15 protein-coding genes are annotated in these 22,140 nt (G+C 72.4%); 9 read left to right on the plus strand and 6 right to left on the minus strand.

Going from position 1 to position 22,140, the window contains the following annotated elements; translation table 11 throughout:
* Window positions 1-37 precede the first annotated feature (37 nt).
* Window positions 38-1,342 carry a sensor histidine kinase gene (locus V6V47_RS17515; RefSeq protein WP_334629321.1) on the minus strand — a complete coding sequence of 435 codons (1,305 nt, stop codon included), beginning with the start codon at window positions 1,340-1,342 and terminating at the stop codon, window positions 38-40.
* Window positions 1,343-1,846: 504 nt separating this feature from the next.
* On the opposite strand from V6V47_RS17515, the gene V6V47_RS17520 reads away from it, so the two are divergent.
* The 6 genes from V6V47_RS17520 to V6V47_RS17545 all read left to right on the plus strand — a co-directional run bounded on the left by V6V47_RS17520 (window position 1,847) and on the right by V6V47_RS17545 (window position 8,434).
* The gene (locus tag V6V47_RS17520) at window positions 1,847-2,584 is read left to right on the plus strand and encodes a redox-sensing transcriptional repressor Rex (RefSeq protein ID WP_334629322.1); all 738 of its coding nucleotides are present in this window, start codon (window positions 1,847-1,849) and stop codon (window positions 2,582-2,584) included.
* Window positions 2,581-3,978: a glutamyl-tRNA reductase gene (locus V6V47_RS17525; protein ID WP_334629323.1), complete on the plus strand. Its 1,398-nt coding sequence runs from the start codon at window positions 2,581-2,583 to the stop codon at window positions 3,976-3,978. The genes V6V47_RS17520 and V6V47_RS17525 overlap by 4 nt, the downstream gene beginning before the upstream one ends.
* Window positions 3,975-4,943, plus strand: a complete 969-nt coding sequence (hemC, locus tag V6V47_RS17530; protein ID WP_334629324.1) for a hydroxymethylbilane synthase — start codon at window positions 3,975-3,977, stop codon at window positions 4,941-4,943. Before V6V47_RS17525 ends, hemC begins: the two co-directional genes overlap by 4 nt.
* The gene (locus tag V6V47_RS17535) at window positions 4,940-6,520 is read left to right on the plus strand and encodes a uroporphyrinogen-III synthase (RefSeq protein WP_334629325.1); all 1,581 of its coding nucleotides are present in this window, start codon (window positions 4,940-4,942) and stop codon (window positions 6,518-6,520) included. The genes hemC and V6V47_RS17535 overlap by 4 nt, the downstream gene beginning before the upstream one ends.
* Window positions 6,521-6,541: 21 nt before the next feature.
* Window positions 6,542-7,525: a porphobilinogen synthase gene (gene hemB, locus V6V47_RS17540; RefSeq protein ID WP_334629327.1), complete on the plus strand. Its 984-nt coding sequence runs from the start codon at window positions 6,542-6,544 to the stop codon at window positions 7,523-7,525.
* 408 nt (window positions 7,526-7,933) lie between these two features.
* On the plus strand, window positions 7,934-8,434 hold the full coding sequence (locus V6V47_RS17545) for a helix-turn-helix domain-containing protein (RefSeq protein WP_334629328.1): 501 nt from the start codon (window positions 7,934-7,936) through the stop codon (window positions 8,432-8,434).
* An 85-nt stretch (window positions 8,435-8,519) separates the two neighbouring features.
* Here the strand turns inward: V6V47_RS17545 and V6V47_RS17550 are convergent, their stop codons facing one another.
* The 3 genes from V6V47_RS17550 to V6V47_RS17560 all read right to left on the minus strand — a co-directional run bounded on the left by V6V47_RS17550 (window position 8,520) and on the right by V6V47_RS17560 (window position 14,460).
* Complete coding sequence (locus V6V47_RS17550; RefSeq protein WP_334629329.1) at window positions 8,520-11,822, minus strand: lamin tail domain-containing protein; 3,303 nt, start codon at window positions 11,820-11,822, stop codon at window positions 8,520-8,522.
* A 106-nt stretch (window positions 11,823-11,928) separates the two neighbouring features.
* Window positions 11,929-12,945 (minus strand): GNAT family N-acetyltransferase, encoded by a 1,017-nt coding sequence (locus V6V47_RS17555; RefSeq protein WP_334629415.1) that lies wholly within the window; start codon window positions 12,943-12,945, stop codon window positions 11,929-11,931.
* A gap of 72 nt (window positions 12,946-13,017) precedes the next feature.
* Entirely contained in the window at window positions 13,018-14,460 is a 1,443-nt protein-coding gene (locus tag V6V47_RS17560) for a lytic murein transglycosylase (RefSeq protein WP_442934253.1), read from the minus strand.
* A gap of 38 nt (window positions 14,461-14,498) precedes the next feature.
* Here V6V47_RS17560 and V6V47_RS17565 point away from each other — a divergent pair, with 38 nt between their 5' ends.
* Window positions 14,499-14,717, plus strand: coding sequence for an FmdB family zinc ribbon protein (locus V6V47_RS17565; protein ID WP_334629330.1), 219 nt, complete (start codon window positions 14,499-14,501; stop codon window positions 14,715-14,717).
* A 152-nt stretch (window positions 14,718-14,869) separates the two neighbouring features.
* Window positions 14,870-17,710 (plus strand): ATP-binding protein, encoded by a 2,841-nt coding sequence (locus V6V47_RS17570; protein ID WP_334629331.1) that lies wholly within the window; start codon window positions 14,870-14,872, stop codon window positions 17,708-17,710.
* Window positions 17,711-17,992: 282 nt separating this feature from the next.
* Here the strand turns inward: V6V47_RS17570 and V6V47_RS17575 are convergent, their stop codons facing one another.
* Together V6V47_RS17575 and V6V47_RS17580 are read right to left on the minus strand one after the other, a co-directional pair.
* Entirely contained in the window at window positions 17,993-18,532 is a 540-nt protein-coding gene (locus tag V6V47_RS17575) for a phospholipase (RefSeq protein ID WP_334629332.1), read from the minus strand.
* Window positions 18,533-18,722: 190 nt separating this feature from the next.
* Entirely contained in the window at window positions 18,723-20,375 is a 1,653-nt protein-coding gene (locus V6V47_RS17580) for a glycoside hydrolase family 10 protein (protein ID WP_334629333.1), read from the minus strand.
* Between the two features lie 232 nt (window positions 20,376-20,607).
* Between V6V47_RS17580 and V6V47_RS17585 the strand changes: the two genes are divergently transcribed.
* Window positions 20,608-22,104: an amino acid permease gene (locus V6V47_RS17585; protein ID WP_334629334.1), complete on the plus strand. Its 1,497-nt coding sequence runs from the start codon at window positions 20,608-20,610 to the stop codon at window positions 22,102-22,104.
* Window positions 22,105-22,140 lie beyond the last annotated feature (36 nt).

Raw genomic sequence — 22,140 nt, forward strand, 5'->3', positions numbered from 1 at the left:
CGGTGGACGCGGTACGGCACCCGGCTGTCCGGCCGGCTCACAGCGGAAGATCCGCTCGGATCTCAGTCGGCCCGCCGGTCGGGCTCACCACGGCCAACTCGCCGCCGGCGGCCCGGACCCGGTCGGCGATGCCGGCCAGCCCGTGCCCCTTGGCCAGGTGCGCGCCGCCCTGCCCGTCGTCGCCAACCCGTACCCGGAGTTTGGTGTTCTGGCGGAGAACGGCGACCAGACACTCGGTCGCGCGGCTGTGCTTGGCGACGTTCGTCAGAGCCTCGGCCACCACGAAGTACGCGGTGTTCTCCACCGCGGGGTCGAGTCGCCCGCCCGGCGTGCCGAGCTGCGGGTCGACCTGGAGCTCGATCGGGATCAGTCCGCGGCCGGCGAGCGCCGCCAGGGCGCTGGGCAGGCCCCGGTCGACGAGGATCGGCGGGGCGATGCCCCGCGACAGCGCCCGCAGCTCGGCCAGCGTGTCCCGGGTCTGGGTGACCGCCTCGTCGATGGTCCGGCCGGCCGCCTCCGGGTCGGTGGCGAGCTGTTGGCGAGCCCGGCTGAGGTCCATCGCCAGCCGGACGAGGCGCTGCTGAGGACCGTCGTGGATGTCGCGTTCCAGCCGACGCAGCGCCGAGGCCTCGGCGGAGACGGCCGCGCGCTTCTGTTCCTCCAGCACGGTGATCCGGTCCCGCATCTCGGCCACGCCGGTGAGCATCGCCCGGGCGAAGCTGGCCTGGAGCAGCGCGCAGCCGCGCACCACGATCGGCAGGGTGATCAGGAAGAACACCCCGATCGCCGTGTACAGCCCGATCCGGGCGGTGGTCGAGTCACCCAGGCCGAGCAGTTGGGCCAGGTCGCTGTCCCCTTCGCCCTCGGCCCGGGGCAGCGCCCAGTCGTACGCCCAGTAGAGCGAGCCGGCGACCGTGCCGGCCCACCAGACCAGCGCCACCACGAAGGTGGCCATCGCCACGATCAGCCGCAGGATGCCGTGGGCCAGGTCGAGCCAGGACTGGGCGTCCCGCATCGGCACGAAGATCCGCCGCCAGGCGTTCGCCCCCGCTTCGGCCAGTCGGTAGTGCGGCCGGATCCGGGGCTGCCGGAGCACGGCGGGCAGCCGCAGCCGCTCGATGTCGGCCAGCCCTCGCGCGGCGTACAGGGTGCCGCTGAGGATCGGCAGGCCGATCACCGTCACCACCAAACCGACGCCCACCGCGAGGCCGACGACAAGGACGACGAGGCTGGCGACGGCCAGAGGCAGGCCGAGCAGCACGTACCCGGAGTCGACGAAGAGCTGACGGGGGATGCTCGGCGCCAGCGGCTGCTGGTCGCCGGTCACGGCAACGGCGGTCATGCCTCAAAGGCTAGGCACCCGCACCCCCACCTCCCATCCCGTCGCCCCGCCTCTGCCCCGTAGTGCTGCCCCTACCCCGCCCGCCCCGCGCACGCCCCGCGCGGGCCAGCGCCCGGGCCAGCGCCGATCTTGCAGTTGCTGTCGGTGATATGTCCGCTACGCCTCAGACGTCCGGGCAGAAAGTGCATGATCGCGGGGGAGGGCGGTGCGGGTGGGGGCGGTGGGCTCAGAGTGAGCTGTGGGATTGGTCAGAGAAGTCGGGATTGAGCAATAATCGCCCTGGCCGGCGGGGATGGGCGGCCGCCAAATCGATCTTGCGGAATGGAGGTGCTGGTGGAGCCGCGTCGCGCAGCGACAAGATCGCGATTTGTGCACGTCTTCACAAGCGCCTACTCTCTAGTTCCGACGCGCCCTGCTAGCACAGCCGGCAACCTCGGTCGCCAGCGGGAGTCCATAAGCGGCCCACCAGCGGAGTTGGCCGAGGATCGCACCGCACGGAGTCTCATGAGTCAGCACCGTCACCCAGGCGCGCCCGGCCGCGCCGGTGCCGTACCGGCGCTCCCGGACCTGCCCGAGGCGACCGTCGCGCGGCTTCCGGAATACCTGCGTGCGCTGCACAACCTCGCCGACGACGGCCACGAGACGGTCTCCAGCGAGGGCCTGTCCGCCGCCGCCGGGGTCAACTCCGCCAAGCTCCGCAAGGACCTCTCCCACCTCGGCTCGTACGGCACCCGGGGCGTCGGCTACGACGTCGCGTTGCTGATCGAGCAGATCGAGTACGTGCTCGGGCTCACTCAGCGCCGGGCCGTCGCGCTGGTCGGCGTGGGTAATCTCGGTCACGCCCTGGCCGGCTACGACGGCTTCGCCGGCCGCGGCTTTCGGATCGCCGCACTGCTCGACGCCGATGCGTCCCTGGTCGGCGAGGTGATCAACGGCCTGGTCGTCCGGCACGTGGACGAGCTTCCGGCGGTCGCCGCGGAGGAGTCCATCTCGATCGGCGTCATCGCCACCCCGGCCGCCGCGGCCCAGCGGGTGGCCGATCAGCTGGTCGCCGTCGGCGTGACGAGCATCCTCAACTTCGCGCCGTGCGTACTCTCGGTGCCGGAGGGGGTCGACGTACGCAAGGTGGACCTCGCCATCGAGCTGCAGATCCTGTCCTTCCATGAGCACCGCAAGGCGTCGCTGACCGCCCTGCCCGGCGGGCTCGCGGCCAACGACACCCAGGAGGCGATCGGCACGTGAAACTGCTTGTCGTCGGCGCGTCCTACCGGACCGCCCCGGTCGCCACGCTGGAGCAGCTGGCAGTGCCCCCCGCCGACCTCACCCGCACCCTGGACCGCCTGGTCGCCCAGCCCTACGTGAGCGAGGCGGTGCTCGTCTCCACCTGCAACCGGGTGGAGATCTACGCCGCCGTGTCCGGTTTCCACGGCGGGCTCGGTGACATCTGCACCGTCCTGGCCGAGCAGGCCGGCAGCACACCCGGGGCGTTCGCCAACCACCTCTACGTGCACTACGACGCCGCCGCCGTGGACCACGTCTTCCGGGTCGCCACCGGTCTGGACTCGATGGTGGTCGGCGAGGCGCAGATCCTCGGCCAACTGCGTGACGCGTACCACTGGGCCACCGGTGCCGACTCGGCCGGCCGGCTGCTGCACGAGCTGATGCAGCAGGCGCTGCGGGTCGGCAAGCGGGCCCACGCCGAGACCGGCATCGACCGGGCCGGCCAGAGCGTCGTCACCGCCGCACTGGAGCTGGCCGCCGGGCACCTCGGCAGCGACCTCGCCGGCCACCCCGCCCTGGTGGTCGGGGCCGGCGCGATGGGCTCGCTCGGGGTGGCCACGCTGTCCCGACTGGGCGCCGGGCCGCTCACCGTCTCCAACCGGGGCGCCGACCGGGCCGTCCGGCTCGCCGAGTCGTACGGGGCCTCCGCGGCGCCGATGACCGAGCTGGCCGACACCCTCTCCACAGTGGACATCGTAGTGGCCGCCACCGCGTCCATCGAACCGGTCCTCACCCGCGCGGTGGTCAGCAAGGCGCTGGCCGAGCGCGGTCCGACGCGGGGCCCGCTGGTCCTGCTCGACCTGGCTGTCCCGCGCGACGTCGAGGAGGGCGTCGCCGAGCTGCCCGGTGTCGAGGTGATCGACATCGACCGGATGGCGGCTCTGCTCGCCGACGGTCCCGCCGCCGCGGACGCCGCCGCCGTCGAGCGGATCGTGCTCTCCGAGGTGGAGGGCTTCCTCAGCTGGCTGCGCGGTGCCGACGTGGCGCCCACCGTGGCCGCGCTGCGAGGCCGGGCCGACGACGTGGTCACCGCCGAGCTGCGCAGGTTGGCCCAGCGCCGCCCCGACCTCGGCGACGACCTGCGCGCCGAGGTGGCCCGTACGGTGCACCGGGTGGTGCAGCGGCTGCTGCACCAGCCCACCGTCAAGGTCCGCCAGCTCGCCGCGGAGCCCGGCGGCGACCAGTACGCGGCCCTGCTGCGCGAGCTGTTCGACCTCCAGGTGCCACAGACCTCGCCGGTGGACACCGTCCCAGACGTGCTCTCCCCCGACATCGGCGCGGCGCTCGGCGGCATCGACCCGCTGTTCGGCACCGACGCTGCCGACCCGACCCCGCCCACCGGAGGTGTGCGATGACCGCCCCCCTGCGCCTCGGCACCCGGGGCAGCGCCTTGGCGATGGCCCAGTCCGGCCAGATCGCCGAGGCGTTGACCGCCGCCACCGGGCGCTCGGTCGAGCTGGTCGAGGTGGTCACCGCCGGTGACCGCTCCAGCGCGCCCGTGCACCGCCTCGGTGTCGGCGTGTTCGTCTCCGCGCTGCGCGACGCGCTGACCGCCGGGACGATCGACTTCGCGGTGCACTCCTACAAGGATCTGCCCACGGCTGCCGCCGGCGGGCTGCACATCGCGGCGGTGCCGGCCCGGCTGGACCCGCGCGACGCGCTGATCGCCCAGGGCGGCCGGACGCTCGCCGAGCTGCCGCCCGGGGCCACGGTGGGCACCGGCGCGCTGCGCCGGATCGCCCAGTTGCACGCGCTCGGTCTCCAACTGGAGGTCACCCCGATTCGCGGCAACATCGACACCCGCCTGGCGCGGGTGGTCGGCCCCGAGGCCGACCTCGACGCCGTCGTCCTGGCCCGGGCCGGGCTGGCCCGGATCGGTCGGGCCGACGAGATCACCGAGACGCTGGATCCGATGCTGATGCTGCCCGCGCCCGCACAAGGCGCGCTGGCCGTGGAGTGCCGGATCGACGACCAGGACCTGGTCGAGCTGCTCGCGGTGCTCGACCACGCACCGTCGCGAGCCGCGGTCACCGCGGAACGCGCGTTGCTGGCCACCCTGGAGGCCGGGTGCAGCGCGCCCGTCGCCGCCTATGCGGAACTCGCCGAGGGCGATACCGGCGATGAGATCTACCTGCGCGGGGCGGTGATCAGCCCGGACGGCACTCGTGACCTCCGGCTGTCCCGCACCGGAACGCCCGCCGACGCGGCGGAGATCGGTAAGGCACTCGCCGCCGAACTCCTCGAACTCGGCGCCGACTCGATCCTCGGCCACGATGGACACACCGGCCCGGGGACCCAGCAATTTGGGAGCACAGAATGACCCGCACCCGTAAGCCCGTCGGCCGTATCGCGTTCGTCGGGGCTGGCCCCGGCGACCCGGGCCTGCTGACCCGTCGGGCGCACGACGCCCTGGTCGACGCCGACCAGGTGATCTACGACCGGGGAGTCCCGGAGTCGTTGCTCACCGTCGTCCGCGCCGAGGCCAGGGAAGATGCCGAGTTCACGCCGGCGGAAGGCGCACCGGGGGACGTGGCGAAGGTGCTGATCTCCGCGGCCCGCTCCGGGCTGAACGCGGTGCACCTGGTCGCCGGCGACCCGTTCGGCCACGACTCGGTGGTCAAGGAGGTGCAGGCCGTGGCCCGCACCGCCGCCCACTTCGAGGTGGTGCCCGGTGTCGGCCAGGCCGAGGGCGTGGCGACCTACGCGGGCGTCCCGCTGCCGGGCGTACGGACCGCCGCCGACGTCGAGGACGTCAGCGTGCTGGACTTCGAGGCGCTGGCCGCGGCCGTCGGCCGAGGTTCGCTCGCGCTCGCGGTGGACGCCGGTGATCTCGCCGCCGTCCGGGACGGGCTGCTCTCCGCCGGAGTCGACGGCACCACCGGCGTCGGGGTGACCGGCGACGGCACCGGCGAGACCCAGTACACGACCACGTCGACCGTGGACAGCTTCGTGGCCGCCGCGCTCGGCTTCACCGGCCGGGTGGTGCTCACCGTCGGCGTCGGGGTGGGCCAGCGCGACAAGCTGAGCTGGTGGGAGAACCGCCCGCTGTACGGCTGGAAGGTGCTGGTCCCGCGCACCAAGGAGCAGGCCGGTGCCATGAGTGCCCGGCTGCGTGCGTACGGGGCGATCCCGTGCGAGGTGCCGACCATCGCGGTGGAGCCGCCGCGGACGCCGGCGCAGATGGAGCGGGCCGTCAAGGGCCTGGTCGACGGCCGGTACGCCTGGGTGATCTTCACCTCGGTCAACGCGGTTCGCGCGGTGTGGGAGAAGTTCGCCGAGCACGGGCTGGACGCCCGGCACTTCGGCGGCGTCAAGATCGCCTGCATCGGTGAGGCGACGGCGGACGCGGTTCGCGCCTTCGGCATCCAGCCGGAGCTGATCCCCGCCGGGGAGCAGTCCTCCGAAGGGCTGCTGGCCGAGTTCTCGCCGCACGACGAGATCCTCGACCCGGTGGGTCGGGTGCTGCTGCCGCGCGCCGACATCGCCACCGAGACGCTCGCCGCCGGGCTCACCGAGCGCGGCTGGGAGGTCGACGACGTGACCGCATACCGGACGGTCCGGGCCGCTCCGCCGCCCGCCGAGATCCGGGACGCGATCAAGTCGGGCGGGTTCGACGCTGTCCTGTTCACGTCATCCTCCACCGTGCGGAACCTCGTCGGTATCGCCGGGAAGCCCCACACGCGTACCGTTGTTGCCGTAATCGGGCCCAAGACGGCGGAGACCGCGACGGAGTTCGGCCTGCGGGTCGACGTCCAGCCGCCGCACGCTTCGGTGCCCGACCTGGTGGAGGCGCTCGCCGCCTACGCCGTCGAACTGCGCGAGAAGCTCGCCGCCATGCCGGCCAAGCAGCGTCGTGGCTCGAAGGTGCAGGGGCCGACCGCCCTCCGCTTCCGGTAGTCGTCCGAGGAGAGGCCCCTCATGCCGTACCCAGAGATCCGGCCCCGCCGGCTGCGCCGCACCCCGGCGGTGCGCCGGCTGGTCGCCGAGACCCGGGTCGACCCGGCCGAGTTGATCGTGCCGATGTTCGTCAAGGAGGGGCTGACCGAGCCCCGGGCCATCGGGTCGCTCCCGGGGGTGCTCCAGCACTCCCGGGACTCGCTGCGCAAGGCGGCGGTCGAGGCGGTCCGCGCCGGCGTCGGCGGGATCATGCTCTTCGGCGTGCCCGAGCAGCGGGACCCGACCGGCTCCGGCGGCATCGACCCGGACGGCATCCTGAACGTCGCCATCCGGGACGTGGTGGCCGAGGTGGGCGACTCCACGGTGGTGATGAGCGACCTCTGCCTGGACGAGTTCACCTCGCATGGGCACTGCGGGCTGCTCACCCCCGACGGTGACGTGGACAACGACGCCACCCTCGCCGCGTACGCCGAGATGGCGGTGGCCCAGGCCGCCGCCGGGGTCGGCATGGTCGGGCCGTCCGGGATGATGGACGGCCAGGTCGGCGTGGTCCGCCGGGCACTCGATGCCGCCGGCCACCAGGATGTGGCGGTGCTGGCGTACGCGGCGAAGTACGCTTCGGCGTTCTACGGCCCGTTCCGGGAGGCGGTGGAGTCGGCGCTGGAGGGCGACCGGCGCACCTACCAGCAGGACCCGGCCAACCTGCGCGAGTCGCTGCGTGAGGTCGAGCTGGACGTCGCCGAGGGTGCCGACCTGGTGATGGTCAAGCCGGCGCTGCCCTACCTCGACGTGGTGTCGGCGGTGCGGGCCGCGGTGGACGTTCCGGTCGCCGCCTACCAGGTCTCCGGCGAGTACGCGATGGTCGAGGCGGCCGCCGCGAACGGCTGGATCGACCGGGAGCGGGTGATGCTGGAGACGCTCACCTCGATCAAGCGGGCCGGCGCGCAGATCATCCTCACCTACTGGGCGGTCGAGGCCGCCGGCCTGCTGCGCGAACGTTACTGAGCGGGCTGCTCGACGCTTCGGGTCGGGTCGGCCGGCGTCGCTTCGGGTCGGGTCGGCCGGCGTCGCGCAGGGTCGGGTCGGGCGGCCTCGTGTCGCGCAGGGTCGGGTGCGGGTTGGCCGTGCAAAGCGGGCTCTTCGTGTGTCGCGCGCCTTCGGGGGCCGACGCCCTCCCTCGCATCCTTTGCTCTGCTTCACTCCACGCAACACTTGGGACCGTTTTCTGTTGCGTCCGTTGAAGCAGAGCAAAGGATGTAGAGCAAAGGATGTAAAGGTGCCAGGTGCCAGGTGCCAGGTGCCAGGTGCCAGGTGCCAGGTGCCAGGTGGACGGGCAGCCGATGAGCACACCGGTTGTCCACAGCTTTATCCACAGGGATTGAACCTTGTGTGCGGCCCGTGGAGGGTGGGCGCATGACGTCGGCCCTCGATCCTCCTCCCACCGGTCCCACCATCGGTCCGTTTCCCATCGCGGGTCTGGTTCGGCGGGCCCGTCGGCTCGTGCGGTTGAGCCAGCACCAGATGGCCCGGTTTGCCAAGGTCGCGCCCTCGACGGTGGGTCGGGTGGAGGCGGGAAGTCTGACTCCGAGTCTGGTCGTGCTGGAGCGTCTGCTCGGAGCGGCCGGGCTTCGTCTGGCCGTGGTCGACCAGGACGGGCGGGTGATCCAGCCGATGGCCGACCGGGAGGACATCCACGACGGCGCCGGCCGTCGCTACCCCTCACACCTGGACACCATCCTCGACCCCGAGCCGGGGGAGTGGTGGGCGGACATCTACGGGCTGGCCCGCCCACCCGAGACCTACCACCGTTCCTCGGCAGATCGGGAGGCTCGGCGTCGGCGCAGCCAGTGGGAGGTGCGGGTCGCGCAATTCCGTCACCTGCCACCTCCTGCGAGCACCCACGACTACTACTGATTCCGCCGAGGGCGCGCGCGGCAACGAAACGGCCCGTCGCCCGGCTCTGCACCGGGACGACGGGCCGTGAATCGAGCGCGGCGGGTCAGTCGTCGTTGGTGATGGTGCCGACCGCGAGTGGATCGGCCAGCCGCAGGCCGGGCACGCCGGCTACCAACAGGGTCAACTTCTCGTCCGACTCCCTCTTCCGATCACCGCGGACGGTCACCGGGAAGGCGACCGACGTCTGCCCGGCGGCCAGCAGCTTGCAGCCGGCGTACAGGTCGAAGTCGGAGCCGGCCTGCGCCGTCAGGCCGACGGTGGCGGCACAGAGCAGCACCGGCTGGGACAGCGGCCGGGACACGGTGGCGGTGAAGGTGAGCTGCCGGGTGCCCTGGTTGCCCTCGACCACCGTCGTGTCGGCGACGGTCAGCGACGCCCGGGACCGGAACCGAGCCACCTGCGGGTCGTGGTCGCTGGACCCGCGCGACCCGTCGCCGGTGAACTCGGCCGGCCAGTCGGCGTTGATGTGCGCCGCCCGCACCTGCACCAGATCGGCGTAGAGCGCGTCGTTGACGAACAGGTGGTCGAGCGTCTGTGCCTGCCCCTCGAAGCTGTACGAGTAGGCCGAGGCCGGCACGTCCGCGACGAGGTTGTCCCACAGGTTGTGCAGGCCCGCCTGGTAGAGCGGGGCGAGCTGGTCCGACGGGGTGGGCTGGCTGTCGGTGGCGCTGAACTCCTGGTGCCCAGAGGGCAACGGATCGTCCGGGCGGGGGAAGACGTTCAGGTCCCCGCCGTAGACGACCCGGGCGTGCGGATCGGCCGCCTCGATCGCGGTGACGATCGCCGCGCCGTACGCCGCCTGCTCCCGACGCTGCCCGACCCGGCTGTCCGGGCCGGAGGAGTAGTGGTTGCTGAGGGCGTACAGGGTGAACCGCTCGGTCGAGCCGGGCGTCGCGGCGACGCTGAACTTGCCCAGCTGGGGGGCACGAGTGAAGACGTTGTCCCCGTCCTTGCCGGTCGACGTGTCCACGTCGGCAGGCAGCACCGCGTTCAGAGCCTTCGGGTTCTGCACGTCGGCGTTGGCCGGCAGCCCCGGGGCGCGGTACTGCACGGTGGGCGCCGAGCCCAGCAGCGGGTCGCCCGGCGTCGCGGCCGGCAGCGACAGCCGGTCGGTGCGGTACAGGAACGCGGCGGTGATACCGCGGGCGTCCGCGCCGGATCGGTCGTACGTGGCGGCGTAGGCCGGCCCGCCGGCCGCTGCCACCGCCAGCGCCAGCTCCTGGATGGTGTCCGGAGCGCCATCGGCGTTGTCGGTGTCGCCGCAGGCCAGCGTGGCCCCGGACACCGTGCAGATGTCCTGGTCCTCGGCCTCCTGCACCAGGATCAGGTCCGGCGCGTGCAGATCCTTGACGATCTGGTCGGCGAGTGCGGTGAGGTGCTCGCGGTAGTCCGCCTCGCTGCTCGGGACGTAGTCGAACGGCGGGGCGACGCCCGGGCAGCCAGCGTTGCCGGTGAAGTCGCAGCCGTCGAACGGATCGTCCCGGTAGTCGTAGAGGTTCTCCACGTTGTAGGTGGCGACCGCCACCTCCTGCGACCGGTTGGCCGGCTGCGGCGGGTTGTTCTTCGACGGGTCGGCCCCGGCGTCGAACTCGGCCCGCTCGACCTGCACGCCGTACTTCTCGAACGAGTAGTAGACCCCGCCCACCGCGTCGGCGCGCAGCTTGTCGAAGGTGTGCGCCGGCGGGAGCAGCGCGGTGCTGTCCCCGGCGGTGGCCTTCACGCCCATGCTGCCGAGCAGCACGCGCTGGCCGTTGCCGTCGTCGAAGCCACGGGCCGGGTCGTTGTCCAGCGGGTGCGTGTCCCGGAACACCCGTCGGGCGTACGCGTCGGTGCGGTCCAGCAGCGGGTCGTCCCGGTCGACCACCCACAGTTCGGCGTCGGCGGTGGAGGAGAAGACGTCCCGGCCGCTGACCGCACCGCTGCCGGCACGGACCCGCAGACGGGCGCCCTCGTGCCGCTCCCAGAAGCGCTGCGCGTCGGCGAACTCCACCGGCGGCGCCGCGTCGGTCACCGCGACCGTGGCGTCCACGCTCAGGCCGGTCGCGATCCGGCGGACCAGTGACGCGCCGGAGAGCTGGGTCAGGTTGTAGTACTCGGACACCCGGGCCCGGAGCACCACCTCGTCGCCCACGGCGGGGACATAGCCGCCGATCAGCGAGGTGAACGCGCCCATGAACACGAAGACGCCGTCGGAGCTGGTCGGGTCGCCATCGGTGTCGCCGGTGCGGCTCTGCAGGAAGAACCCGCGCTGGTCCGCGCCCGTCGCGGTGCGGGCGAGGGTCAACTGCGTGATCACGCCGCGCACGTCGTACAGCGTGCTGCTGGTGCCGTTGCCGCTCGCCGGTGCGAGCGGCGACCGGTCGGCGGGGCCGGCCTCGGCGTCGGTGGTCGGGCCCTGCACCTCGCCGACGGTCAGCTCCCGGGTCACCTGCACGGCCAGCGCGCAGGTGGCGCTGCCGCCGTCCGCGTCGGTCGCGGTGACCGTGACGGTGTACGCCCCGGCGGCGAGGTCGGCGCTCGTGGCGACCGTGGCGCGGGCCGTTCCGCCCACCCCGTCGGCGGGAGTGAACGCGGTGCGGGTGATCGAGCCGGTGGCCGGGGCCGGGCTGACCGCGGTCACCGCCAGATCGACGATCGTGTCGTCGGAGTCGGCGGCGGTGACCTCACGGCTGGCCGCCGTGCCGCCGGCGGTGACCAGTGGCCCGCCGCAGGTCAGCGTCGCCGGCGCGTCGACCGGCCCTCCGCCGTCCACGGTGTGGGTGCCGAGCCCGTCGAAGGTGTCGACCGGGAGGCCGGCCCACTGCGCGGCGGGGTCGAACGCGTCCGAGGGGTCGGTGTCGCCGGCCGTCACGACGGGCAGTCGGCGCAGCGTGTTGTCCGCGGTGCTGGTGGCACCGGCGCCCCACTCGGTGCCCGGGTCGACGCCCACCTGACCGATCGAGTCGAGCACGGTGGTGCCACGGCGCAGCACGATCGCGTCGTCGCCGTTGAAAAGGCTCGCGCCGGTGGTCTGGTCGGCCTGGGCGAGGATCGCCGGCCCCGCCGAGGCACTGGCGAACACGAACGCGTCGCCGACGGCCACCGTCCCGGTCAGCGCGATGGTGGTGGCCGTGCCCGAGCCGTTGAAGTAGAGCTGGAGCTGGTAGCCGCCGGCGGTGAGGTCGACGGCGGCACCGGTGCCGTTGTACAGCTCGATCGCCTTGTTGTTCGACGAGCCCTCGACGTACTCCGAGATGAACAGGTCGGTGGGCGCGGCGCTGGCCGCGGTGGGTGCGACGCCGAGGGCCGTGACAGTCACGGCGGCGGTCGCGGTCGCGAGCGCGGCGATTGTGCGGCGCGGGCGCATAGGGCCTCCACGATGGGTGGACGGGAATCAACGCACGTTAAGGTGCGCGGCTGTCCACCGTCCATCCCCCATTGGACAGTTTCGTGAATTCCTCGGCGGGGCGGCCTCAGCGTGGCGGATCGAGACGGTGCACCAGCTCGGCGATGTCGACGCTGTATTCGCACCAGTCCCGGTCGGGCCGGTAGCCCAGCTCGGCGTTGACCTTGAGCATCGCCTCGTTGGCCTGGGCGTTCCAGGTCTGGACCTCGGCCAGCTCGGGCTCGGCGGACCGCAGCTCCAGCAGCATCCGGGCCTTGATCGCCCGATCGATGCCGTAACCCCGGTGGTTCTGCGCAACGATCGTGTCGTACTGGTCGGCGCGGGTCGGGTGCTGTGCCGGCACCACCACCTCGGTCAGACCGGCCACCTCGCCGCTCTGCTCGTGCCGGGCGAGCACGATGTACGGCTTCATGCCTCGCCGGTGCAGGGTGTCGAGGCTGTCCCGCAGCCGCTCCGGGTCGTACGAGCTGGGACGCAGCTCGCCGTCGTCCACGTCACGGACCTCGGCCTTGGCCCGCGCGTACGCCTCGATCAAGTCGTCCGGCGGACCGCCCGGGAAGAACTCCAGGTGATAGCCCGCCCCGATGCCGGTGGCCATCTCGGCCAGCTCGGCCCAGTCGACCGCGGTCAGGTCGAGCACGCTTCGCGTCTCCACATACTCCCGGGTGAACCCGAGCGCCTCGTAGAAGCCCACCGCCGGCGTGTCGCCGACCACCTCGACCCCGATCGACCGGAAGCCCTCCTGGTAGACGCGCCGGGCGGCCCGGAGCACCAGGTCACGACCGAGGCCGGTGCGTCGGACGGAGGGGTGCACCAGCACCTCGAGCACGCCGATGTCACCGAGGAGAAGCACGTGGACCTGCCCGAGGATCGCCCCCGGCTCGCCTGGATCGGTCGGCTCGGCCTGGCCGATCCAGGAGATCCGCCGCTCGCCGGGCATCACCTCGGCGAGGTACTCCCGCAGGGAGGTCTCCCGCCAGGGCGGGTCCTGCGGCAGATCGGTCGCCAGGACCGCGTTCAGCGTGCCCAGCAGCGACGCGATCTCGGCGGACGACGCGGTCCTGGGGTCCCACTCGCGCACCATCACCCGTCTAGCTTGCCGCTAACAGCTGCCGGGGGGAAGTGTCCAGTTCTCCAATGTAAGCGGACGATCACTTCACGAGCGGCTGGCCTGTCCGTACCGGTTCGCGGTGTTGTACACGTCCTGGACGTACCGGCGCACGTCGTTGTACGACAGGATCGCGTTCCACCAGTCGCCCGGGATGCTCAGGTTGCGGCCGCCCTTGCAGAGGTAGTTTCCGGCCGCGAGTGCCGCGTCGTCCAGGTCGTGCGGGTTCTTGACGCCGTCGTTGTCCCCGTCCGCGCCGATCTCCTGCCAGGTGGTCGGGATGAACTGCATCGGCCCGATCGCGTGGTCGAAGGTGGTGTCATGATCGAGTGACCCACGGTCGGTGTCGGTGATCCGCATCCGGCCGTCCTTCCCGTCCAGCGGCAGCCCGATGATCTCCGGCATGGCCTTGCCGTCCTGGCCCAACACGGCGCGGTTGGCCGAGCCGTGCCCGGATTCGACCTGCCCGATCGCGGCCAACGTGGTCCAGCTCAGCGCGCAGCTGCGGTTGGTCTGGGCGAGCACCAGCTCGGCGTAGCCGTACGCCTGCATGGCGATCGGTGGGACGCCGACCTTGGCGCCGACCTGCTGCGCCCAGCCGGCGAGGGCGTCCGAAGGGCGTCCCCCGAGCGCGGGCCCGGTAGGGAACCCGCCGCCGGGCAGTCCACCGGTGGGGAGCGGGCCGGTCGGCAACGGCGCGCCCGGGAGGCCCGACGGCACGGCGGACGGAACGACCGTCGGTGCGGTGGCGGAGCCGTCGACCGCGACCGGGCGGGGCGCGCGGATGGCGGAGGGGACGAGCAGCGCGCCGGCCGCGGCGGTCACGGCCACCAGGGCGAGCAGGAAGATTCCCGGCAGTGTGAGCCGGCCGCTGGGCCGGCGGGCCCAGGCGCGGGTCGCCCGCGCCGCGGTCGCCGCCGCCTGGCGGGGCGGTGGCAGGCGTACGGCGTGTGCGAACGGCACGCGTCGCCGACGACCGAGGTCGGACGCGGGGATTCCGTCCACTGTGGTCTTGGCGGCGTCGCCGGCCGGGGTGCCCGTCTTCGCGTCGTCGGCCGACGTGGTCGTGGTCTTCGCGTCCGCCGACGCGGCCTCGACCTTCGCGTCTGCCGATGTGGCCTCGACCTTCGCGTCTGCCGATGTGGCCTCGACCTTCGGCTCGGCCGACGAGGCTTCGGGCTTCGGCCCGCCCGACGAGGCGTCGGCGGTCAGGTCTCCGACCGCCGGGTCTACCTTCGGAGCGTCTGCCTTCGGAGCGTCCGCCGTCGGCTCGGTGTAGGCGCTCGAGTCCGATCCGGACTCCGCGGGGGCGGACGGGCCCGAGGCGGCGGCACCGCCGCTCAGCCAGGGCCGGCGGGGGCGGGGCACCCGCTTGACCGGATCGGGGGCAGCCCCCGAGCCTTCCAACGGCCCGTCCAGCGGCACCGCCGGTCGCAGCGGTCGTGCACGCGTTCTGTCCTCGCCGTCCACCACCTGTCGAGTATTACCCATGCCCCGCAAGGCGTCAGGTCCGGACGTACCCTGGTGCCATGCCCCGGTACGAGTTCCGCTGCCGCGCCTGCGGCGACACCTTCGAGGTCAACCGCCCGATGGCGGCCGCCAGCGCGCCAGCCGCCTGTCCCCAGGGGCACGCCGACACGGTCAAGCTGCTGTCCGCGATCGCGGTGACCGGCCGGGGTGCGGGCGGTTCGGCTGGTGCTCCGGCCTCCTCCGGCGGCGGCTGCTGTGGCGGGGCCTGCGGCTGCTGACCTGGGCAAATGCCCGCCAGTCGGCGGGCCGGTCTTGCCGCAAGTGGGCGCGAGTGGCACCTTGAGGCGGCATCTGCCCGGCCGTTCTCACGATGTGTGATCGCTCGGACTCAGGCAGCATGAACCCGACGTCACGGGCGGAGGTTCCACGCATGTCGCCACGGATCCAGCTCCCGAGCGGTTGGGTGACCTTCGTGTTCACCGATATTGAGGGTTCGACCCGGCTGGCCCAGCTACTCGGCCCCGACTACCGCCCGGTGCTCGCCGAACACCGCCGTCTGCTGCGCCGGACGCTGGCCAGCACCGGTGGCGCTGAATTGTTGACCGAGGGCGATTCGTTCTTCCTGGCCTTCGACGACGCCTCGGCGGGGTTGACCGCCTGCCTGACCGCCCAGCGGGCGCTGGCGAACCATGAGTGGCCCAGCCGGGAGGCAGCGCCCCGCGTGCGGATGGGCCTGCACACCGGTTACGCCGAGCCGCGCGACGGCGAGTACGCCAGCCCGGAGGTGCACCGGGCCGCGCGGGTGGCCGCCGCCGCGCACGGCGGGCAGGTGCTCTGTTCCGCGTCCACCGCCCGCCGGGCCGAGCCGTTGCCGCCCGGCGCCACCCTGCTCGACCTGGGCCTGCACCGGCTGCGCGGCTTCGATGACCGGGAGCGGTTGTTCCAGTTGGTGGCGCCCGGCCTGGAGCGACAGTTCCCGCGTCCGCGCACCGCCGACGCGGTGGCACACAACCTGCCGAGTCAGGTCACCTCGTTCGTGGGTCGACGCGAGGAGCGGGTGGAGTTGGGCCGGCTGGTGGAGGTGCACCGGCTGGTCACCGTGCTGGGCGCGGGTGGCGCGGGCAAGACCCGGCTCGCGGTGGAGTTGGCCAGTGGAGTGGTCGAGGCGTACCCGGACGGGGTCTGGTTCGTGGACATCGCCGCGGTGACCGACCCGGGGTTGGTGGCCTTCGCCATCGCCGCGGTGCTCGGGCTGCGACCCGAGCCGGGCAGGCCGATGCTGGACACCCTGGTCGAGTACGCGGCCGGCCGCCGGATGCTGGTCGTACTGGACACCTGCGACGCGCAACCGGCCGCCTGCGCCGAGGTCATCTCGCGACTGCTGTCCGGTGGGCGGGGCGTGCGGGTGCTGGCCACCAGCCGGGAGCTGTTCAGCCTGCCCGGCGAGGTGGTGTGGCGTATTCCGCCGCTCTCGGTCGACCCGAGCCCGGACGGTGCGGAGAGCGACGCGGTGGCGCTGCTGCTGGACCGTACGGCGGCGGCCCGGGGTGGCCGGCAACCGGACCCGGCGGAGTCGGCCGACCTGCGCCGGGTGGTGCAGCGGCTGGACGGGTTGCCGCTCGCCATCGAGCTGGCCGCGGCGCGGCTGCGGGTGCTCTCCGTCGGTCAGCTCGCCGAGCGGCTGGACGACGTGCTCGGCACGCTGGACGCCGGCCGGGAGGACCCGGAGCCGCCCCCGGTGGAGCGGGGCTGGTCGGGCAACCAACAGGACACGGTGGACCTGGTGGCCGCGGCGGCGGGAGCGTCGCCACCCACCCCGGCGAGTCGGGCCGTGCAGCGCTCGGCCACCGAGCGGCACCTGACCATGCAGGCCACCGTCACGTGGTCGTACCGGACGTTGGGGCCTCGGGCCGCCCGACTGTTGCGCTGGCTGGCGGTCTTCGCGGGGCCGGTGGACCTGCCCACGGTGGAGTGGCTGCTGGGCGACGACCCGTTGGACCCGCTCTCGGTGCTGGTCGACAAGTCGATGGTGCTGGCCGAGCCGCGCGCCGCGGGCAGTACGTACCGGATGCTCGACCCGATCCGGGCGTACGCGGCGCGGCGGCTGGCCGAGGCGGGCGAGGAGCAGGCTGCCCGGGACCGGCACGTGGCCTGGTCGGCGCACGCGCTGGAGCGTGCGCACCTCGGCCCGGACGGCCGGCCGGTGACGCTGTCGCTCTACGCCCTCGACCCGCTGGCGGGGGAGCTGCGGGCCGCGCTGCGCTGGTGCGCCACCGGCGGCAGTGCACGTGCCGGCCTCGGCCTGGCCGGCGGCCTGGACCAGTGGTGGCGCGAGCGCGGGTTGGCCCGGGAGGGCCGGCTCTGGCTGTTCCGGCTGTACGGACGGATCGCCGAGACCGGCGAGCGGATTCCCGAGGCGGAGCTGGCGGCGGCGTACCACATGCATTCGCTGCACGCCGGTGCGGACGGCGAGTTCGCCGAGGAGTTGCGCTTCTCCCAGCGGGCGGAGGCGGCTGCCCGGCAGGCGGCGGACGCCGGGCTGCTGGCCCGGGTGCTCGCCGGGCGGGCCGCGCCCCTGGTGGACATGGGCCAGTTCGTCGAGGCCGAGCGGGTGTGCCGGGAGGTCATCGACTGGGCACACGGGCAGGACGTGGTCGGCGAGGCGCTGTTCGCGGTGTACAGCCTCGCCGAGTTGCTGTGGCGGCGGGGCGCCCTGGAGGAGGCGGCGGACCTGCTGGGTGCGGTCCGTCCGGTGGAGGCGGCCCGGCCGGTGGAGCGGGGCCGACGCTCCGTGGACATGCTGCTCGGCATGGTGGCGCTGGCCCGCGGCGACGTGATCGCCGCGCACGAGCACCTGCTGGTGGCGTTGCGTTCCCGGATGGGTCACGGCTACCACGGCCGGGCGTGCGACACGTTGAACGCGATCGCGGTGCGCTGCGCCGCCGGCGGTGACCCGCTGACCGCCGCCCGGCTGTTCGGTGCGGCTCAGGCCACCCGGGCCAGCATGCGGGCGACGCCGGGCATCTACGGCGGCTACTGGGCTGATCAGCAGGCCGGGCTGCGCGGGGTGCTGGGCGATGCCGCCTTCGACGACGCGTACGGCGAGGGTGCCGAACTGGGCCTGGAGGAGGCGGCGGCGCTGGCGCTCGACGTGGAGCATCCGGATCTGGCGGAGGACTCGATCCGCTTCAGCACCGGGCTGTCCCAGTCGGTGCCACAAGGTCCCTCCGATGGCCACCGACACCCGGCAACCTGGACGGAACACGCCTGACCGCACCGCCGGGACCCGCCCCCCGGCCTGGCCTCCCGGCGTTCCGCCGCCGGCCTGGCTTCCTGGCGTTCCGCCGCCGGCCTGGCCTCCCGGGGTTCTGCCGCCGGCCTTGCCCCCGGCGTTCCGCCGCCGGCCTTGTTGACCAAGAGGTTTGTGTCATGGAAGCGCGTCCAGATGACGCAAACCTCTTGATCAACGCGGCGAGGGCGGGCGGTGCGCGGGCGAGGGCGGCGGTGGGCGGTGGGCGGTGGGGAGGGCGGTGGGGCGGTGGGGCGGTGGGGGTTAGCTGTTTACTCCGGCTCGGCGCTCGGCGTCGGCCTTCATCTTGGCGGCGCGGTCGATGTCGGCCTGCTGCACGGCCGCGACCGAGCCGAAGATGCTGACCGCCTGGTAGTAGGTCCAGGCAAGGCTGTAACACGCCGGCCGGACGACCGCGTTGTACCTGGTGCAGACCCGCTTCAGGTCCTCGTATAAGGCGCTGTCCAGTTGGGACTTGTTAGCGGGGAACTGACCGACCGACTTGTAGTTGCGGTAGCCGAAGTCGTGCCGGTAGCAGGACATGTTGAAGGTGAACCCGAGGGGGTTGTCCGGGCTCGACGAGCAGTAGTCGGTGGACCAGTTGAAGCCGTACTCGGCCCAGGCGCCCTGGTTGGCGCGGGCGCTGTTCCAGGCGTTGTAGCTGGACGCGCTGGTCTGGGTCCAGCTCGAGAGCACCGACAGCTTCTGTGCGGGGGTGACGGCGGCGGCGGGGGAGGCGATGGCGAGGGTGGCGAGCAGCGCGAGCGCGCCCGAGGCGAACAGGGTGGCGAGACGTCGGGACACGGGTTACCTCCGCGGGGGTGAGCGGGTGGAGCGGTAAGTTACCGGCGGGTTACCGGGATGTTGATCAGTTTCGATCAACGGATCAGCTTTGTGATGTGGGCCATACCAACTATTGGTGACATGCGTTTAAACAGACGAATGCCCCGGGTGCACGACGGCACCCGGGGCATTCGAACCGCAGGTCGTACGGTCAGCGCAGGACGAAGGCAGGCGGGCTGACCAGGCTCTCGTTGGCCAACCGGTCCAGCGCGGTCAACTGGTAGGTGTACCGCCGGCCCGGCTCGGCGGTGGTGTCCACCCAGGACTGGGCTCCGCCCGGCGTGGCCCGCACGGTGTCGACCAGGTGCGCGGCGTCGGCGGTGCCGCACCGACCGGGCAGCGTGGTGCCGTCGAACCGGTAGATGGCGTACGAGGTGGCGGTGCCCAGCGGCCCGGCACCGTCAGCCGGCTGACGCCAGGTCAACCGGACTCCGTCGGCCTCCCGAGCGGTCTTGGTGATCACCGGGAAGAGCAGCGGCTTGGCGGGCAGGTGTGGCATGGCCGGCACCAGCGCCGGACGGGAGTAGTGCTCGGCGGCGTAGATGTCGGTGGCGCCGAGCCGGTTGGCCCGCACCTGGACGGCCGAGAAGTGCACGTTGCCCTGCACCTCGGGGTACGCCCGGTTGAGCGTCAGGTGGTCGGACAGTTCGCGCGGGTTCTGCCAGAACGGCCCGTACGCCGCGTCTCCGCTCTTGTAGTCGGCCTGGCCGATGTAGAGCTGCACCCGGGTGCCGCGTACCGTCTCGGCCCACCACGGCACCAGCCGCGCGTAGTCCGCCGCCGGGTACTGGCCGATGTACCAGTAGAGCTGCGGCACCACGTAGTCGATCCACTCCTCCTTCACCCATTTGCGGGTGTCGGCCGAGATGATGTCGTACGACTGACTGCCGGTGGTGTCCGAGCCGAGCGGGTCGACGGCCTTGTTACGCCAGATGCCGAAGGGGCTCACCCCGAACTTCACCCACGGCTTCGCCGCCTTGATCTTGCTATTCATCTCCTGGACCAGGAGGTTGATGTTGTCCCGCCGCCAGTCGGCCCGGTCGGTGAAGCCCCGGTTGTAGGCCGCGAAGGTGGCGTCGTCCGGCACCTGGTACGTGCCGCTCGGATACGGGTAGAAGTAGTCGTCGAAGTGCACGCCGTCGATGTCGTACCGGCTGACCGCGTCCATCATCGCGGTCTGGACGAACTCGCGGACCTCCGGAATGCCGGGGTTGTAGTAGAGCCGGCTGCCGGCCACCCCGGCCGGCGGGTAGGCGAAGGTCCAGTCCGGGTGCTGCTGGGCCGGGTGGCCGGGGGCGAGTTGGGCGAGGTCCGCGCCGGCGCCGCCGGGTGCCGGCATGGAGACGCGGTACGGGTTGAACCAGGCGTGGAACTCCAGGTTGCGCCGGTGCGCCTCGGCCACCAGGAAGGTCAGCGGGTCCCAGCCGGGGTCCTGGCCGCGGACTCCGGTCAGGTATTCCGACCAGGGCTCGTGCGGCGAGGGCCAGAGCGCGTCGGCGGTCGGCCGGACCTGCACCACGACGGCGTTGTGGTTCAGCCTCTCGGCGAGGTCGAGCAGGCCCCGATATTCGGCCTGCTGGGCGGCGATCCGGTCCGGGCTGGTCTGGGACGCCTTGGTGGGCCAGTCGATGTTGACCACGGACGAGATCCACATCGCCCGGAACTGCCGCTTCGGCGTGGCGGGGTTGGTGGTGCACGTGGTGTTCGAGGTGGTGCTGGGTGCGGCGTGCACAGGGGTGGCGGCGACGAGCGTGCCGAGCAGGGCTGCGACCAGCCCGGCGGCTCCGAGCCGAGTTGCCTTCATGCGGTGTGTCCCTTCGTTGGGGCTCCCGGGGCGTTCGGTGCGGCAATCGGCAACATTCGCCGCTGACTATCGGCCGCTGAAGAAAATTTTCACACTTCCTGCTGTTCCCGCAAGGCCTCGCGCACGATCGATTCGGCGGCGAGCCTGCGGGGGTTGACGAGTTCCGCCACTGGGTAGCAAGACCGGCTACCGGCCGCCACGGGGGTGGTCACACGGTGGGAGGGGTGGGCGCGTGTCCGTGCTGCGCACGAAACCGATCAAGGACGTGATAGCCCAGAGCGAGGCCGACGGCGGCGACGGCGGGCCAGGGCTGAAGAAACGACTCGGCGCGGTCGACCTGACCGGTTTCGGCATTGGCATCGTGATCGGCACCGGCATCTTCACGCTCACCGGGATCGAGGCCCGGGACAGCGCCGGACCGGGCGTGGTGATCTCCTTCGCCATCGCCGGGGTGGTCGCCCTGCTCGCCGCGCTCTGCTACGCCGAGCTGGCCTCGAGCGTGCCGACCGCCGGCAGCGCCTACACCTACGCGTACGCCACCATGGGCGAGATCGTCGCCTGGATCATCGGCTGGGACCTGCTGCTGGAGTTCGCGCTCGGCGCGGCCGTGGTGGCGCGTGGTTGGTCCGGCTACCTGGCCGAACTGCTCGACCTGCCGACCCGCTGGTTCGGCGAGGAGGGCAGCACGGTCAACGTGGGTGCGATCGCGATCGTGCTGATCCTCGGCGTCGTCGCGATCGTCGGCGTACGCGAGTCCGCCCGGATCACCAACCTGCTGGTGCTGGTCAAGGTGGCCATCTGCGTCTTCGTGGTGGTCGCTGGGCTGTTCTTCGTGAAGGCCGCCAACCTCAGCCCGTTCGTGCCGCCGGCCGAGCCCGCCGGCAGCGGCGACGACGGCATCAAGCAGCCGCTCACCCAGGCGATCTTCGGGCTGGAACCGTCGGTCTTCGGCTTCGTCGGGGTGCTCAGCGCCGCCGCGGTGGTGTTCTTCGCGTACACCGGCTTCGAGGCGGTGGCCAACCTGGGCGAGGAGACGAAGGAGCCCAAGCGGGACCTCACCCTGGGCCTGCTCGGCACGCTGCTGATCTCGACCGTGCTGTACATCGGCGTCTCGCTGGTCGTGGTCGGTATGGTGCCGTACACCGAGATCGACCGGGGCGCCCCGATCGCGTCGGCCTTCGAGTCGGTCGGCGCCGGCTGGGCGGCCGTGTTGGTCTCGATCGCCGCGGTCGCCGGCCTGACCAGCGTCATCCTGGTCGACCTGGTGGCGATGGGGCGGATCGGCTTCGCCATCGCCCGGGACGGGTTGATCCCTCCGTCGATGGCCACGGTGCACCCGCGCTGGGGCACCCCGTACAAGATCTCGGCGATCATGACGGTGGCGGTCGCGCTGCTGGCCGGCTTCCTGCCGCTCTCCGCCCTGGCCGACCTGGTCAGCATCGGCGCGCTCTGCGCGTTCGTGCTGGTCTCGATCGCGGTGCCGATCCTGCGCCACAAGCGTCCGGACCTGGACCGGCCGTTCCGGGTGCCGTTCTCCCCGGTGCTGCCGATCGTCTCCGCGCTGGCCTGCTTCTACCTGATGCTCAACCTGTCGGTGGAGACCTGGCTGCGGTTCCTGGCCTGGATGCTGCTCGGCGCGTTGATCTACTTCGGCTACGGCTACCGCCGCAACCGGCTGGCCCGGCACGACCCCGCCGTCGCCCCGGCCCCTCGCGAACCGACCGCCTGACCCGAGATGCACGGAAGGGCCCCCGCTCCGGGGGCC

The organism is Micromonospora sp. CPCC 205539 (assembly GCF_036906815.1).
Taxonomy (GTDB): Bacteria; Actinomycetota; Actinomycetes; order Mycobacteriales; family Micromonosporaceae; genus Micromonospora.

What these genes read in the sequence shown, in the direction of transcription:
- V6V47_RS17515 (WP_334629321.1), bottom strand. Translation starts at nt 1,342, where the DNA reads ATGACCGCCGTTGCCGTGACCGGCGACCAGCAGCCGCTGGCGCCGAGC.
- V6V47_RS17520 (WP_334629322.1), top strand. Translation starts at nt 1,847, where the DNA reads ATGAGTCAGCACCGTCACCCAGGCGCGCCCGGCCGCGCCGGTGCCGTA.
- hemC (WP_334629324.1), top strand. Translation starts at nt 3,975, where the DNA reads ATGACCGCCCCCCTGCGCCTCGGCACCCGGGGCAGCGCCTTGGCGATG.
- V6V47_RS17535 (WP_334629325.1), top strand. Translation starts at nt 4,940, where the DNA reads ATGACCCGCACCCGTAAGCCCGTCGGCCGTATCGCGTTCGTCGGGGCT.
- hemB (WP_334629327.1), top strand. Translation starts at nt 6,542, where the DNA reads ATGCCGTACCCAGAGATCCGGCCCCGCCGGCTGCGCCGCACCCCGGCG.
- V6V47_RS17545 (WP_334629328.1), top strand. Translation starts at nt 7,934, where the DNA reads ATGACGTCGGCCCTCGATCCTCCTCCCACCGGTCCCACCATCGGTCCG.
- V6V47_RS17550 (WP_334629329.1), bottom strand. Translation starts at nt 11,822, where the DNA reads ATGCGCCCGCGCCGCACAATCGCCGCGCTCGCGACCGCGACCGCCGCC.
- V6V47_RS17555 (WP_334629415.1), bottom strand. Translation starts at nt 12,945, where the DNA reads ATGGTGCGCGAGTGGGACCCCAGGACCGCGTCGTCCGCCGAGATCGCG.
- V6V47_RS17560 (WP_442934253.1), bottom strand. Translation starts at nt 14,460, where the DNA reads ATGGGTAATACTCGACAGGTGGTGGACGGCGAGGACAGAACGCGTGCA.
- V6V47_RS17565 (WP_334629330.1), top strand. Translation starts at nt 14,499, where the DNA reads ATGCCCCGGTACGAGTTCCGCTGCCGCGCCTGCGGCGACACCTTCGAG.
- V6V47_RS17570 (WP_334629331.1), top strand. Translation starts at nt 14,870, where the DNA reads ATGTCGCCACGGATCCAGCTCCCGAGCGGTTGGGTGACCTTCGTGTTC.
- V6V47_RS17580 (WP_334629333.1), bottom strand. Translation starts at nt 20,375, where the DNA reads ATGAAGGCAACTCGGCTCGGAGCCGCCGGGCTGGTCGCAGCCCTGCTC.